Source organism: Pseudomonas sp. FW215-R2 (genome assembly GCF_058789255.1).
Map to the genome: position 1 here is coordinate 19,577 of NZ_JBYTBO010000019.1, position 13,862 is coordinate 33,438.

The following is a 13,862-nucleotide window of genomic DNA, read 5'->3' on the forward strand; positions in this document are numbered from 1 at the left end:
TCGCAAGGAGAAGCATGCATGTCAACCCAGACCGCTATTGCGCTCCCGGCGCTAGCGAATAACGCCGGACAACTCGACAAGACATTTGCCAATAACGGCGTGGCTCAGGTTTATTTTGCCGGCAGCACGTCCAGCCTGACTCAACACGTAGCGCTCGACCCGCAAGGTCGCATCCTGGTCGCCGCCAAGGTCGTCACCCCTCAAGGCAGCCGTTTCGGCCTGGCGCGTCTACTGGATGATGGCTCTGCGGATCTTGGCTTCGGCTTTCAGGGCAGCGTGATCGGCCAGTTCACCTCCGGCTTCGAAGCCACGGGCAGCAAGCTCCAGGTCTTGCCTGACGGGCGAATCCTGCTGGCAGGTCTGCATTACGAATCCGAACATCGCACGTTGCCCGCCCTGGCGCTGTTCGATGCGCACGGCCGACCCGCCCTGGACTTCGGCGACAACGGCCGGAAAATCGTGCGTTTGCCCGGCGATCTGTCCATGGGCACCCGCGACACCTGGCTGCCGCCTGGCGTTCCGGGGGCAGAAGCCTGCGATTTCGCCGTCCAGGATGACGGGCATATTCTGTTGATTGCCAACCACCACTGCTCATTGGCCGACCATGTCGGCATGCTGATCCGCGTCACGCCCAGCGGCAATCTTGACGAAACCTTCAATGGTCGAGGTTTTGTGATGGTCCGGCACCTGCTGCTCAACACCTGGCTGGGGGGCTTGTTGCTGCAGGAAGACGGGCGAATCGTGGTGGCCGGCGCGATCGACTTCCCCCAGGAAGGCCTGCTCGCACGTTACCTGCCGGACGGGCAGCTCGACGAACGCTTTGCGCTGGACGGATTCCTGGCCTTCAAGGCCCAGGGGCACAGTGCGCTGGTCAATCAGGTCATCCAGTCCATGGACCGTTTGCATTGCTTTGGCAGCAGCCGCGACCCGATCCGGTGCATGGCGCTGTCAATTCACAGCAATGGTCGCCCAGACCTGCACTGCAACAACGGTCAGCCCAACCTGTTGGACATCGGCCCCAGCGGCTGCCAGTGGAGTGCTGCGCAACGTATGTCGGACGGTCGACTCATCGCGACAGGCGCGACGATTGGCGGGGTCGAGGCTGATTTCATCGTCGCCCGCTATCTGGCCGACGGTCGTCTCGACCAAAGTTTCGGTGCCGGTCACGGCTGGCTGCGTACGCGACTGGGCCGCAGTCTCGACACCGCCACATCGCTGGCACTGCAACCGCACGGTGGAATTCTGGTCGGCGGTTATTCACTGGATGGCAACTACCGCGCCGTGGTGGCGCGCTATCTGAACCCATAAAACGGCAAATCCGGAAATCGAAACGTCCTGCGCTTGATCTTGCTCAACGCTTACGGCAACTTGCGCGCTTCTTAAAGCAAGGAGCAACCGATGTCCGGTTCGATGGCCCAGGCGTTCGCGCACAACTTTCTCGGGCATTCGCCCCGCTGGTACAAGGCGTGCATCGTCGGGTTCCTGATTCTCAACGCCGTGGTGCTGTGGTCGGCAGGTCCTGTCGCCGCAGGCTGGCTGTTGGTGATCGAATTCATTTTCACCCTGGCCATGGCGCTCAAGTGCTATCCGCTGATGCCTGGCGGCTTGCTGCTGATCGAAGCCCTGCTGTTGAAGATGACCACGCCCCAGGCGCTGTACGAAGAGTTGCAGCACAATTTTCCGGTGATTCTGCTGCTGATGTTCATGGTCGCCGGCATCTACTTCATGAAGGATCTGCTGCTGTTTCTGTTCTCGCGCCTGCTGCTGGGCGTGCGTTCGAAGATGCTGCTGGCGCTGATGTTCTGCTTCTTGTCGGCGTTTCTTTCGGCCTTTCTCGACGCACTGACCGTGACCGCCGTGATCATCAGCGCCGCCGTCGGTTTCTATTCGGTCTACCACCGGGTCGCCTCCGGCAACGATCCGCGTCAGGACAGCGAATTCAGCGACGACCGACACCTGCCCAAGCTGCATCACGAGGATCTGGAGCAATTTCGCGCGTTCCTGCGCAGTCTGCTGATGCATGGCGCCGTCGGCACTGCGCTGGGCGGCGTCTGCACGCTGGTTGGCGAGCCGCAGAACCTGCTGATCGGCCATGAGATGGGTTGGCACTTCGCCGAGTTTTTCCTCAAGGTCGCGCCGGTTTCCCTGCCAGTGCTGGTGGCCGGTCTGTTGACCTGTATGTTGCTGGAGAAGCTGCGCTGGTTCGGCTACGGCACCTTGCTGCCGGACAACGTCCGCACCGTTCTCGCCAATTACGCCAGCGAAGACGATGCCGAACGCACCCCGCGTCAACGTGCCGCGCTGCTGGTACAGGGCGTAGCCGCATTGATCCTGATTGCCGGGCTGGCGTTCCACATCGCCGAAGTGGGCCTGATCGGTTTGATGGTCATTGTGCTGATCACCGCTTTCACCGGCATCACTGACGAGCATCGACTGGGCAGCGCGTTCAAGGACGCCATGCCGTTTACAGCCTTGCTGGTGGTGTTTTTTGCCGTGGTGGCGGTGATCCATGATCAGCAACTGTTCGCGCCGCTGATTCAGTGGGTGCTGGCCTTGCCCGCCGAGCAGCAACCGGGGATGCTGTTCATCGCCAACGGTCTGTTGTCGGCGATCAGTGACAACGTGTTCGTGGCGACGATCTACATCACCGAGGTCAAACAGGCATTCCTGTCAGGCCATATGAGCCGTGAACATTTCGAGACGCTGGCCATCGCGATCAACACCGGCACCAATCTGCCGAGCGTGGCGACGCCCAATGGTCAGGCTGCGTTTCTGTTTCTGCTGACGTCGGCGATTGCACCGCTGGTGCGGTTGTCCTACGGGCGAATGGTGTGGATGGCGTTGCCCTACACCGTGGTGATGGGGTTGCTGGGCTGGTATGCCGTGAGTTACTGGCTGTAGAAACAACAACGGGAGCCCTTGGGCTCCCGTTTTTTTATGCGTCGATCAGAGCGGTAACATGTATTTCTCGATGGCCTGAGCCACACCGTCCTCGGTGTTCGGCCCGGTCACCACGTCCGCCTGACGCTTCACGGCGTCTTCTGCCTGACCCATGGCGATCGACAGTCCGGCGACATGGAACATCGCCGGATCATTGCCGCCATCGCCAATCGCTGCGGTCTGCGCCAGCGGCACGCCGAGATGACCGGCAATAGTAGCCAGAGCCGCGCCCTTGTTGGCGTCGAGTGCCGTCACGTCCAGATACACCGGTTGCGAACGCGACACCTGCGCCATGCCCTCGACCTTCGCCAGCAAACGTGCCTCCAGCTCGATCAACAGTCCGGTGTTGTTGCTGGTCGCCACGATCTTGTCGATATGCTCCAGGTACGGCTCGAAACTGTCGACCACCACCGGCGGATAACCGAGGCCATGCTGCTCACGCGGGACCATCGGTCCGTGGGGATCCTTGAGCAGCCAGTCACCACCGCTGAACACCCAGATTTCGACATCCGGCTGATCGGCGAACAGCGCCAGTGCCGTCAACGCTACCGTGGCCGGCAGGTAATGTGCGACCAGAATGCTGCCGTCCGGGTTGACGATCGTGCCGCCGTTGAAGGCGGCGGTCGGCAGATCGACGCCCAAGGCTTCGATCTGCTGCAACATGGCTTTGGGCGGGCGCCCGGTGGCGAGGCTGAACAACACGCCCGCCTCACGCAGCGCACGAACGGCATCAATGGTGCGCTGGCTCAGACTGTGATCGGGCAGCAACAGCGTGCCGTCCATGTCGCTCAACAGAAAACGGATCGGCTCACTCATCCGAGACCATGCCAGACGCGACCATCGCGAGTCAGCAGATCATCGGCAGCCTGAGGCCCGTCTTCGCCCGCGGCATAACTCTGCACGCTCGCGTCCTGTTGCCAGGCATCGAGGAACGGTTGCACCGCACGCCAGCCGTTCTCGATGTTGTCGGCGCGCTGAAACAGCGTCTGGTCACCCGTCAGGCAGTCGTAGATCAGGGTTTCGTAGCCGGTGGACGGCTGCATTTCGAAGAAATCCTTGTAGGCGAAGCCCAGTTCGATGTTGGCCATGTTCAGCGCCGGCCCCGGCCGTTTCGCCAGCAGGTCGAACCACATGCCTTCGTTGGGCTGGATCTGGATGCGCAGGTAGGTCGGCTGCAACTCATCGACCTCGGTGTCACGGAACTGCGCATACGGCGCCGGTTTGAAGCAGATGACGATCTCGGTGTCGCGCACGCTCATGCGCTTGCCGGTGCGCAGGTAGAACGGCACGCCCACCCAGCGCCAGTTGTCGATCATCACCTTGAGCGCCACGTAGGTTTCGGTGGTGCTTTCGGGCGAGACGTTGGCTTCTTCGCGATAACCGGCCAGTGGTTTGCCGTCGATTTCGCCAGCGCCGTACTGACCGCGCACCGAGTTGGCCCGCGCCTCTTCAATGGTCCACGGGCGGATCGCCCCGACCACCTTAGCCTTCTCGCCCCGCACCGCATCGGCGCCGAACGCGGCCGGTGGCTCCATCGCCACCATCGCCAGCAACTGGAACAGGTGATTGGGCACCATGTCCCGCAGGGCGCCGGTGTGTTCGTAAAAACTGCCACGGGTCTCGACGCCAACGGTTTCAGCGGCGGTGATCTGCACGTGGTCGATGTAGTGATTGTTCCAGAACGCTTCGAACAGGCTGTTGGAGAACCGGCTGACCAGAATGTTCTGCACGGTTTCCTTGCCCAGATAGTGATCGATCCGGTAGATCTGCTTTTCCGACATGACCTTGAGCAGGCAGGCGTTCAACGCCTCGGCGGTCTGCAGGTCGGAGCCGAACGGTTTTTCGATCACCACCCTTCTGAATGCTTCGGGGTTTTCTTCCAGCAAACCGGCGCTGCCGAGACGGCGCACCACTTCGCTGAAGAAACGCGGCGCGGTGGCCAGATAGAACACCGCGTTGCCGGTGCCGCTGTCGGCGATTTTCGCCGCCAGCGCGGAATAAGTGCTGTCGTCCAGGAAGTCGCCCTGGACGTAGCTGATACCTTTGGCGAGCTTGGCCCACAAGGCCGGATCAAGTATCTGATCGCCCTTGCCGACCTTCGCCGCCACTTCGGTGCGGATGAAGTCTTCGAGCTTTTTGGCGAAGGCTTCATCCGTGATGGCGTTGTGGTCAACGCCGACGATCCGCAGGCCATCATCCAGCAGGCCGTCGCGACTCAGGTTGTACAGCGCCGGCATGAGCAGGCGCTTGACCAGATCACCGTGGGCGCCGAACAGAAACAGCGTGGTCGGTGGCGCGGGGTCTGCCTTGGATTTCCTGCGGATCGTATGGGTCATTTCTTAGGCGTCTCCACGTGGCCACCGAAGCCGAAACGCTGGGCCGAGAGGATCTTGTCGCCGAAGGTGCCCTGGCCGCGGGAGCGGTAGCGCGAGAACAGCGAGTTGGACAGCACCGGGACCGGCACCGCTTGTTCCATGGCCGCTTCGATGGTCCATTGGCCTTCGCCGCTGTCAGCCACGGAGCCCGAAAAACCGTCGAGTTTCGGGTCGCTGGCCAGGGCGTCGGCGGTCAGGTCGAGCAACCACGACGACACCACGCTGCCACGACGCCAGACTTCTGCGATGTCAGCCACGTTCAGGTCGAAACGCTGATCTTCCGGCAGGCGCTCGCTGGACTTGGTCTTGAGGATGTCGAAGCCTTCGGCGAAGGCCGCCATCATGCCGTACTCGATACCGTTGTGGATCATCTTCACGAAGTGACCGGCGCCGGCAGGACCTGCGTGGATGTAGCCGTGCTCGGCACGCGAGTCATCGGACTTGCGGTCCTTGGTGCGCGGGATGTCGCCCATGCCTGGCGCCAGAGCGGCGAACAGTGGGTCCAGACGCTTAACGGTCTCGGCATCGCCGCCGATCATCATGCAGTAGCCACGCTCCAGGCCCCAGACGCCGCCGGAGGTGCCGACGTCGATGTAGTGCAGGCCTTTCTCGGCCAGGGTCTTGGCCCGGCGGATGTCGTCCTTATAGTTGGTGTTGCCACCATCGATGATGGTGTCGCCCGCCTCGAGCAGAGTGCTCAGGGTTTCGATGGTGTCTTCGGTCGGCGCGCCGGCCGGCAGCATGACCCACACGGCACGCGGCTTGGCCAGGCCTGCGACCAGTGCAGGAAGATCGGCGACTCCGGTAGAGCCCTCGGCGGCCAGGGTGTCGACAAAGGCGGTATTGCGGTCGTAAACAACGGTGGTGTGACCGTTGAGCATCAGACGCCGTGCAATATTGCCGCCCATGCGGCCCAGTCCAATAATCCCGAGTTGCATGTGCTGATGCTCCTTACTACAAATAAAAGTGTGTCAAAGGTTATAGCCCAACGCTCTCATGGAGGTTAGTCCAGAGCGTCGGTGTGAAGTTTCCGGGCATTGTGCCCGATCCAGACTGATAACGTCGGGAAACGTGCCGAAGACACAACGACCATGAAAAATAAAAAAGTTCCATTCGCGGGCAAAAGAAACCAAAATCGGCGCCGATAGCAGGTCAAGGCTCGAAACCGGGGCTGACCTGCAGTTGAGACACGCCATTTGCGAGGTGAGCAATGGGCACAGTACACACAGCAATGCCGCCACAAACCCTGTATGTCACGATCCGTCGCGATGAACTGCGTCAGTTGAAAGACGAACGCGACCAGCTTAAACAAGAGTTGGCGCAATTGCGCCTGATGACCCAGGGCCTTGAGCCGCAGCCTCTGCCCCGCGTACAGCGCTTACCCCACGCCTGACCGCCCGCCTGATCCGGGAACCGCTGCCCTGCTGTTCCCGACATGATCCGCTCTCTGCCATTTGCGGCAACTAACGAAGTTTTCACATTCGCTTGTTGATACTCCGGCCCATTCTGTCGTGCGTGTCTGCGCGCGGCTTCCGTTCGTCGGTTTTCATGCTCTGGTTCATGAAACGTCCCGGCGGTGGTAATGGTGATCGAGTTGGAGTGCTGAATGGCATTGTTCAAACGCAGCAAAACTGCTGCGGCAGGTTTTGACTGGGCCGGGTTCCTCTGGCTGTTTGTTTTCTTCTGGTACTTCTCCGGTATCACTCAACTGCTGATCCAGCTGACCGGCACCTCCGGATTCTCCGGCTTCCGCCAGGCGTTCGTGATGAGCGCGGTGTGGCTGGCACCGATGCTGCTGTTCCCCAAACGCACCCGTCTGCTCGCCGCCCTGATCGGCGTGGTGTTGTGGGCCTGCTCGATGGCCAGTCTGGGTTACTTCTTCATTTATCAGCAGGAGTTCTCCCAGAGCGTCATCTTCATCATGTTCGAGTCGAACGTGTCGGAAGCCGGCGAGTACATGACCCAGTACTTTGCCTGGTGGATGATCCCCGCGTTCCTCGCTCACACGGCGTTCGCCTACTTCCTGTGGACCCGCCTGCGTCCGGTCTACATGCCGCGTGGCCGGGCCTTCGTGGCAGCCATGGCGATTCTGATCGCGGTGGTCGGTTATCCGCTGATCAAGCAGACCCAGCGCACCGGCAGTTTCGCCGGCGGTTTCGAGAAATTCGAAACCCGCATCGAACCGGCCGTGCCTTGGCAGATGGCCGTGGCCTATCACCGTTACCTCGAGACCCTGGGCGAAATGCAGGGCATGCTCGACAGCGCGAGCAAGATCCCGCCGCTGCACAACCTCAAGGACGCTGGCGCCAATCAGCCTGCGACCCTGGTGCTGGTGATCGGCGAGTCGACCAACCGTCAGCGCATGAGCCTCTATGGCTATCAGCGCAAGACCACACCGGAACTGGACAAGCTCAAGGATCAACTCTCGGTCTTCGATAACGTCGTCACCCCGCGCCCGTACACCATCGAGGCGTTGCAGCAGGTGTTGACCTTCGCCGACGAAGAGAACCCGGATCTGTACCTGTCCACGCCTTCGCTGGTCAGCATGATGAAACAGGCCGGCTACAAGACGTTCTGGATCACCAACCAGCAGACCATGACCAAGCGCAACACCATGCTCACGACCTTCTCCGAACAGGCCGACGAGCAGGTGTACCTGAACAACAACCGCAACCAGAACGCCGCGCAATACGATGGCGATGTGATCGAGCCGTTCAACAAGGCTCTGACCGATCCGGCACCGCGCAAGCTGATCGTTGTGCACCTGCTCGGCACGCACATGAGCTACCAGTACCGTTATCCGCCGACCTTCGACAAGTTCCAGGACCGCAACGGCGTGCCGGCCGGTGTGCGTGACGATCAGGTGCCGACCTACAACAGCTATGACAACGCAGTGCTGTACAACGACTTCGTGGTCTCGAGCCTGATCAAGGACTACGCCAAGTCCGATCCGAACGGCTTCCTGCTGTACCTCTCCGACCACGGTGAAGACGTGTTCGACTCGGCGGGCCACAACACCCTGGGCCGTAACGAAAACAAACCGACCGCACCGATGTACACCATTCCGTTCATGGCGTGGGCATCGCCGAAGTGGCGTGAAAACCACGACTGGAGTTTCGCCGCAGACTTGAGCCGGCCTTACAGCAGCGCGCACCTGATCCACACCTGGGCAGACCTGGCGGGTTTGAGCTTCGATGAACTGGACCGCAGCAAAAGCGTGGTCAGCGACAGCTTCAAACAGCGTCCGCTGCTGATCGGCAACCCTTACGAACGTGAGCAGCGAGCCTTGATCGACTTCAGCCTGATGAAGCCGAAAAAGCCCGACGAAGCGCCGAAGGAAGTCGTCAAGCAATAACCTGAAAAGGGCCGGAAACGGCCCTTTTTTCATGCTGTCGCAATACCTCGAAATGACAATATTTCTCGTTTGTTACTAAATCGCACTCCCCCTCTTCGTCTTTGAACCAAAGGAAACTTTCTCTCGAAGACAAGGAGTCGGCTGCGATGTTCGCGCCCATCACCCGTTCCATGACCCTCACCCTGGGCCTGTGCAGTGCTGCATTGAGCCCGGATCTGCTGGCTGAAACCGACGCCGAAAAACAGCCCGAGGCCGCCGCTCCGGCACTCGAGCTGGCCTCCACCAACGTCACCGCCCAAGGCTTGGGCAGTACGACTGAAGACACCGCTTCCTACACCACCGGCGCCATGAGCACGGCCACGCGGTTGAACCTGTCGATCAAGGAAACCCCGCAATCGGTGTCCGTGGTGACCCGCCAGCAGATGGATGATTTCAAGCTCGGTACATTGTCCGAAGCCATGAGCCAGACCACGGGCGTTGTGGTTCAGCATTACGACTCGGACCGGGTCAACTATTCGTCTCGCGGCTACTCGATCAACAACTTCCAGATCGACGGGATGCTCAACACCTTCAGCCGGATGAAGTCCGATTCCGACACGATCATTTACGACCGTATCGAAGTGGTACGGGGCGCCACCGGCCTGACCACCGGCGCAGGTGATCCTTCGGCCACCATCAACATGGTACGCAAGCGCCCTACCGCGCAATTGCAGGCGCTGGCCGGGGTCAGCGGCGGCAGCTACGACGATTACTACAGCTACGTGGACGTGGGCGGCCCGCTTGCTTTCGACGGCCGTTTGCGCGGACGCAGCGTGCTGGCGTATCGCGACAGCCAGTCAATTCGCGACCATTACGCGCTGCAACGGGAAGTCGGCTACGGCATTCTCGAAGGCGACCTGACGGAATCGACCGTGCTCGCGGTCGGCTATGACTATCAGAACAAGCACGTACAAGGCAGCTCATGGGGCACGGTGCCCTACTGGAATGCCGACGGCGGCAAGGCCGGTCTGGGCCGCTCGACCAACATGGCAACGTCATGGAGTTCATGGCCGATCGAGGACAAGACCGCTTTCGCCACCCTCGATCAGGCACTGGCGGGCGGCTGGCACTTAAAAGCGGCGTACACCCATCGCCAGAGCGATACCGACGGCAAGGTCTACTACGGCGGCACCGGTTTTCCCGCAGACGACCGCAGCGGGATGGCAGCCTACATATCACACATGATCGGCACGCAAAAAATGAAGACCTATGACTTCAACGTGTCGGGCCCCTATGCGCTGTTCGGTCGCGAACACGAGATGATGTTCGGTTATGGCGAGGCCGAGCGCAGCGAGCGCTCCCCTTATACGATCGACGGCACGTTTCCACCGGGTTACGGGCGGATTCGCGACTGGAAATACATGGGCGATATCGCCAAATTCCCCGACACCGTCACAAGTTTGACCGGCTCCACCTCCAGCACCCGCCAGAAAGCCGGATATCTGGCCACTCGCCTGAGTTTCACCGATGACTTGCATGCGGTACTCGGCAGTCGTTATGGCAGCTGGAAAGCGTCAAAAGCCGACAATACGTATGACGACAATCGGCAAGTGAGCGCGGTCGACGCCAGCCGCCAGCAACACAACGATATGTGGACGCCATACGCGGGGCTGCTCTACGACTTGACGCCCGAATACACCGTGTATGCCAGCTACACCGACATCTTCAACCCTCAGGAATACCGCGACGCCAATCGCAAATTCCTTGAGCCGGTGGTTGGCAGCAACTATGAAATAGGCCTCAAGGGCAGCCTGCTGGACGAGCGCCTGAACCTGGCCACGGCCGTGTTCTGGAGCAAGCAGGACAACGTCGCCGAGCTCGACGACTCGGTACCACCGGATCCGGTCACCGGTGAGGAGTTCTACAAGAGCGGCGGCAAAGGCAACAAGGTCAACGGTTTCGAGGCCGAGCTCTCGGGTGAAATCCATGACGGCTGGAACATGACCGCCGGCTACACCTACACCCACGCACTCAACGGCGAGAAAAACCGCACCAACACCAACCAGCCGCTGAACATGCTTCGCGTCTCCACCGCGTATCGCTTGCCGGGCGACTGGAGCGCCCTGACCGTGGGTGGCGCGGTGAACTGGCAGAGTGACGTCTACGGCAATTCCAACCGCCCGGTCGGGCGCGGTGCCAATGGCCGGGTCATCACCGAACGGACACGAATCAGTCAGGGCGCCTACTCGGTGGTCAAGCTGATGTCGCGTTATGAGTTCGACAAACACCTGTCGGCATCGCTGAACGTCGACAACCTGTTCGACAAGAAGTACTACGACAACGTCGGCTTCTACAACGGCGTGTTCTGGGGCGATCCGCGCACGGTGACGCTGAGCCTCGACTGGAAACTCTGACGCCCTTCCCCGCGAGCTGCACGCGTCAGCGGCGCGTGCAGCCTTCGTCCGCCACCCTTGGAAACATTCGGTAAAACCTGCACGGAACGCGCGTTAACCCTTGGTTAATGCCCTCGACGGACACTGCGCCCCGAGGTTCTGATTCATGGATGAACGGCTCCGACTTTTTTCGTAGGAGGCACCATGAAAACCACGACTGCAATCCTTGCCGGTCTACTTGCTATTGCATCCGCCGGCGCTTTCGCCGAGGGCGGTGCCGAGCGGATGCGATATCACTGGGAGAACTTCCCGGTCCACACCGAACAAAGCCAGCAGACAGACACGAAAGCCAACGAGCTTCGCGTGCCGGATGACCAGACCGCACAGGTCACCGAGCACTACCGTCCTTGATGTAGACAGGTTTACCGATGGACCTGCGATGGCTCCGCTCTGGCTTCGCAGATGACAGTTGGGCGCCCTTTTCGGGCGCCTTTTTTTATGCCTGCAATTCCTTGATCCAGAACAGCATGCGCCCGTGACTCGGGTCGAACATGCCCGGAGCAAAACCGAATTTGGCGTAGGAACCCTGGGCCACGGCGTTACCTTCGAGCACTTCCAGGGTGATCTTGCAGCACCCGCGCTGACGGGCGATGTCCTCGACCTTGCGCAGCATTTTCTGGCTCAGCCCCAGGCCTCGAAACTTCGTCACCACCGACACGTCATGGACGTTGACCAGCGGCTTGCAGGCAAAGGTCGAAAACCCTTCAAAGCAGTTCACCAGCCCTGCCGGTTCGCCGCCGACAAAGGCCAGGACACTGAACGCGTGAGGCCGCTTGGCCAGTTCTGCGGGCAGTTGCTGCAGCAGTTCAGGGGCAATCGGATGGCCGCCGCCCATCGGGTCTTCGGCGTAATGATTGAGCACCACACCGATGGCCTCTGCATGCACCGGATTGGTATAGCTGGCTTGAAGCACAAGAATCTCTGCGGAATCCATTTCCTTCCTCGATCGCACGGGGCCCCGGCACGTTTGATACGCACTGATAGGCTGTCCGACCTTAGCGCGAGGCGGCCCCCGGCCACAACCCAGCCGTTTCAGTGGCCCCAGATCAGTTCTTCCGTCCAGCCCAGTTCGGCGAAATCCTCGGCCCGCAAACCGGACTCGCCGACACAGAAAAACTCATCCAGTTGCGGCGGTTTCACCGGTGTGCCGCTGAGCATGGCGTGGACCTGACCACGATGGTGGATCTGGTGTTCGAACAGGTGCGAAATCATCCGCAGACGGCTGTCGTGCTGCGGCGTGTCGCGGGCGATGGTGACGATGCGCCCCAGATCGGCATCGCGCAGTTGCTCGCAATAAGCGATCAAGCGGCGATCGACATGGGCCTGCTCACGGCGCAAGGCCTGCGCCTCGGTGAAGGGTTCATCCACGTTGAAAAACACGTAACAGTCGGGATGCGGCTCATCACCGCGCAACTCGCGCTCCAGCGCATCGACGTAGAACCAGTCGCAGGTGAGGATGTGATTGAGGGTCAGGCGAATGCTCGGGAAGAAACTCACTCTCGGTGCCGCCAGTTGTGCATCGTCGAGTTGCCGCCAGGCCTTGGCCAGTCGATGGTTGGCCCAGGCGTTCTGATAAGCCTGGGTCAGCAAGTGATGGGACAGTGGCTGAATCATGTCGCACCCTCCGTGCATCAAGTGTCGGCAAAGCGTTGCAGCTGCATCTCCTGCAAGCGGCTGAGGGTCCGGCGGAACGGGAATTCCAGATAACCCTCGGTGTACAGCGCGTCCATCGGCACCTGCGCCTCGATGTACAGCGGCACCTTGCGGTCGTAGCACTCGTCGACCAGCGCGATAAAGCGCCGTACACCGTCATCGTGCACTGACAGTTGCGGCAACTCGCGATCGCCGGCCACCACCCGCTCCGCACCGTCTTCGGTGCCACGGGCGATTCGCCCTTCACGCTTTTGCGCGCTCAGGTTCGGCACCTCGCTCAACAGAATAGCCCGGTAGGTGTCGCACAGCGCGATGAAGTCCATGGCCGCGAACGGTTGCTCGCACAGATCCGCGTAACGGCACCACAACACGGACTCGCTGGCCTTCACGACATTCAAGGCGCGGTAGCCGACCGGCACCGCCTCGGAGCTGGCGCCCTGCCCGGCCGCCAACGCGTCGAACACCCCGGCCAGCGCGCAATCCTGCTCCAGCGCCGCCACCCAGTAGCGCTGCTCGAGGGCGCCCGGATGCAACCGATGGTCCTCGGCGCCGTTCACCGCGACCACCTGCATATGCTGCTTGATCGCCGTGATCGCTGGCAGGAAGCGGTCACGGTTAAAGCCGTCGGCATACAACTGATCCGGCGGCAGGTTGGAGGTGCAGACCACCACCACGCCTTCGTCGAACATCACCTGGAACAACCGGCCGAGGATGATCGCATCGCCGATGTCATTGACAAACAGCTCATCGAAGCACAGCACCCGCACTTCGGCCGCCAGTTCCCGGGCCAATGCCCGCAGCGGATCGGCGATGCCGGTCAGTTGAAACGAGCGCTGATGGACCCAGCCCATGAAGTGATGAAAGTGCTGACGCCGGGCCGGCACCCGCAGGCTTTGATGGAACTGGTCCATCAGCCAGGTCTTGCCGCGCCCGACCGGCCCCCACAAGTAAACGCCGGTGACCGAACGGGCACCGGCGTGCAGGGCTTCATGGCATTTTTGCAACGCCCAGACCGCGTGCTCCTGGGCTTCATCCTGGATGAAGCCCTTGTGCTCGACGGCATGTTGCCAGGCGCTTAGGGGAGAGTCGAAAGTCATGCGCGGCAGT

The 13,862-nt window shown here is 61.0% G+C and carries 12 protein-coding genes; 6 read left to right on the forward strand and 6 right to left on the reverse strand.

Annotation, left to right across the window (positions count from 1 at the left end):
• Window positions 1-18 precede the first annotated feature (18 nt).
• Complete coding sequence (locus tag AC3WRD_RS22970; RefSeq protein WP_102621335.1) at window positions 19-1,308, forward strand: hypothetical protein; 1,290 nt, start codon at window positions 19-21, stop codon at window positions 1,306-1,308.
• 90 nt (window positions 1,309-1,398) lie between these two features.
• Window positions 1,399-2,901: a sodium/proton antiporter NhaB gene (gene nhaB / locus AC3WRD_RS22975; RefSeq protein ID WP_102621336.1), complete on the forward strand. Its 1,503-nt coding sequence runs from the start codon at window positions 1,399-1,401 to the stop codon at window positions 2,899-2,901.
• Window positions 2,902-2,946: 45 nt separating this feature from the next.
• Here the strand turns inward: nhaB and AC3WRD_RS22980 are convergent, their stop codons facing one another.
• The 3 genes from AC3WRD_RS22980 to gnd are packed head-to-tail and all read right to left on the reverse strand — an operon-like array spanning window position 2,947 to window position 6,253.
• The gene (locus tag AC3WRD_RS22980; RefSeq protein ID WP_102621337.1) at window positions 2,947-3,756 is read right to left on the reverse strand and encodes an HAD family hydrolase; all 810 of its coding nucleotides are present in this window, start codon (window positions 3,754-3,756) and stop codon (window positions 2,947-2,949) included.
• On the reverse strand, window positions 3,753-5,276 hold the full coding sequence (zwf, locus tag AC3WRD_RS22985; protein ID WP_102621338.1) for a glucose-6-phosphate dehydrogenase: 1,524 nt from the start codon (window positions 5,274-5,276) through the stop codon (window positions 3,753-3,755). Before zwf ends, AC3WRD_RS22980 begins: the two co-directional genes overlap by 4 nt.
• On the reverse strand, window positions 5,273-6,253 hold the full coding sequence (gene gnd, locus AC3WRD_RS22990; RefSeq protein WP_096820310.1) for a phosphogluconate dehydrogenase (NAD(+)-dependent, decarboxylating): 981 nt from the start codon (window positions 6,251-6,253) through the stop codon (window positions 5,273-5,275). Before gnd ends, zwf begins: the two co-directional genes overlap by 4 nt.
• A 272-nt stretch (window positions 6,254-6,525) precedes the next feature.
• Here gnd and AC3WRD_RS22995 point away from each other — a divergent pair, with 272 nt between their 5' ends.
• The 4 genes from AC3WRD_RS22995 (at window position 6,526) to AC3WRD_RS23010 (ending at window position 11,453) form a co-directional block, all read left to right on the forward strand.
• Window positions 6,526-6,708: a DUF6026 family protein gene (locus AC3WRD_RS22995; protein ID WP_096820309.1), complete on the forward strand. Its 183-nt coding sequence runs from the start codon at window positions 6,526-6,528 to the stop codon at window positions 6,706-6,708.
• Between the two features lie 213 nt (window positions 6,709-6,921).
• Entirely contained in the window at window positions 6,922-8,670 is a 1,749-nt protein-coding gene (locus tag AC3WRD_RS23000; protein WP_096820308.1) for a phosphoethanolamine transferase CptA, read from the forward strand.
• Between the two features lie 146 nt (window positions 8,671-8,816).
• A complete protein-coding gene (locus tag AC3WRD_RS23005) occupies window positions 8,817-11,063 on the forward strand; it encodes a TonB-dependent siderophore receptor (RefSeq protein ID WP_102621339.1) in 2,247 nt (748 codons plus the stop codon).
• Between the two features lie 183 nt (window positions 11,064-11,246).
• On the forward strand, window positions 11,247-11,453 hold the full coding sequence (locus AC3WRD_RS23010) for a DUF2790 domain-containing protein (RefSeq protein ID WP_096820306.1): 207 nt from the start codon (window positions 11,247-11,249) through the stop codon (window positions 11,451-11,453).
• Window positions 11,454-11,538: 85 nt separating this feature from the next.
• On the opposite strand, the gene AC3WRD_RS23015 is transcribed toward AC3WRD_RS23010, so the two are convergent.
• From AC3WRD_RS23015 to zapE, 3 genes are all read right to left on the reverse strand, one after another.
• Window positions 11,539-12,036, reverse strand: coding sequence for a GNAT family N-acetyltransferase (locus AC3WRD_RS23015; RefSeq protein WP_096820305.1), 498 nt, complete (start codon window positions 12,034-12,036; stop codon window positions 11,539-11,541).
• A gap of 98 nt (window positions 12,037-12,134) precedes the next feature.
• Complete coding sequence (locus tag AC3WRD_RS23020) at window positions 12,135-12,716, reverse strand: DinB family protein (protein ID WP_102621340.1); 582 nt, start codon at window positions 12,714-12,716, stop codon at window positions 12,135-12,137.
• Between the two features lie 17 nt (window positions 12,717-12,733).
• Complete coding sequence (gene zapE, locus AC3WRD_RS23025) at window positions 12,734-13,852, reverse strand: cell division protein ZapE (protein ID WP_102621341.1); 1,119 nt, start codon at window positions 13,850-13,852, stop codon at window positions 12,734-12,736.
• Window positions 13,853-13,862 lie beyond the last annotated feature (10 nt).

What these genes read in the sequence shown, in the direction of transcription:
- AC3WRD_RS22970 (WP_102621335.1), top strand. Translation starts at nt 19, where the DNA reads ATGTCAACCCAGACCGCTATTGCGCTCCCGGCGCTAGCGAATAACGCC.
- nhaB (WP_102621336.1), top strand. Translation starts at nt 1,399, where the DNA reads ATGTCCGGTTCGATGGCCCAGGCGTTCGCGCACAACTTTCTCGGGCAT.
- AC3WRD_RS22980 (WP_102621337.1), bottom strand. Translation starts at nt 3,756, where the DNA reads ATGAGTGAGCCGATCCGTTTTCTGTTGAGCGACATGGACGGCACGCTG.
- zwf (WP_102621338.1), bottom strand. Translation starts at nt 5,276, where the DNA reads ATGACCCATACGATCCGCAGGAAATCCAAGGCAGACCCCGCGCCACCG.
- gnd (WP_096820310.1), bottom strand. Translation starts at nt 6,253, where the DNA reads ATGCAACTCGGGATTATTGGACTGGGCCGCATGGGCGGCAATATTGCA.
- AC3WRD_RS22995 (WP_096820309.1), top strand. Translation starts at nt 6,526, where the DNA reads ATGGGCACAGTACACACAGCAATGCCGCCACAAACCCTGTATGTCACG.
- AC3WRD_RS23000 (WP_096820308.1), top strand. Translation starts at nt 6,922, where the DNA reads ATGGCATTGTTCAAACGCAGCAAAACTGCTGCGGCAGGTTTTGACTGG.
- AC3WRD_RS23005 (WP_102621339.1), top strand. Translation starts at nt 8,817, where the DNA reads ATGTTCGCGCCCATCACCCGTTCCATGACCCTCACCCTGGGCCTGTGC.
- AC3WRD_RS23010 (WP_096820306.1), top strand. Translation starts at nt 11,247, where the DNA reads ATGAAAACCACGACTGCAATCCTTGCCGGTCTACTTGCTATTGCATCC.
- AC3WRD_RS23015 (WP_096820305.1), bottom strand. Translation starts at nt 12,036, where the DNA reads ATGGATTCCGCAGAGATTCTTGTGCTTCAAGCCAGCTATACCAATCCG.
- AC3WRD_RS23020 (WP_102621340.1), bottom strand. Translation starts at nt 12,716, where the DNA reads ATGATTCAGCCACTGTCCCATCACTTGCTGACCCAGGCTTATCAGAAC.
- zapE (WP_102621341.1), bottom strand. Translation starts at nt 13,852, where the DNA reads ATGACTTTCGACTCTCCCCTAAGCGCCTGGCAACATGCCGTCGAGCAC.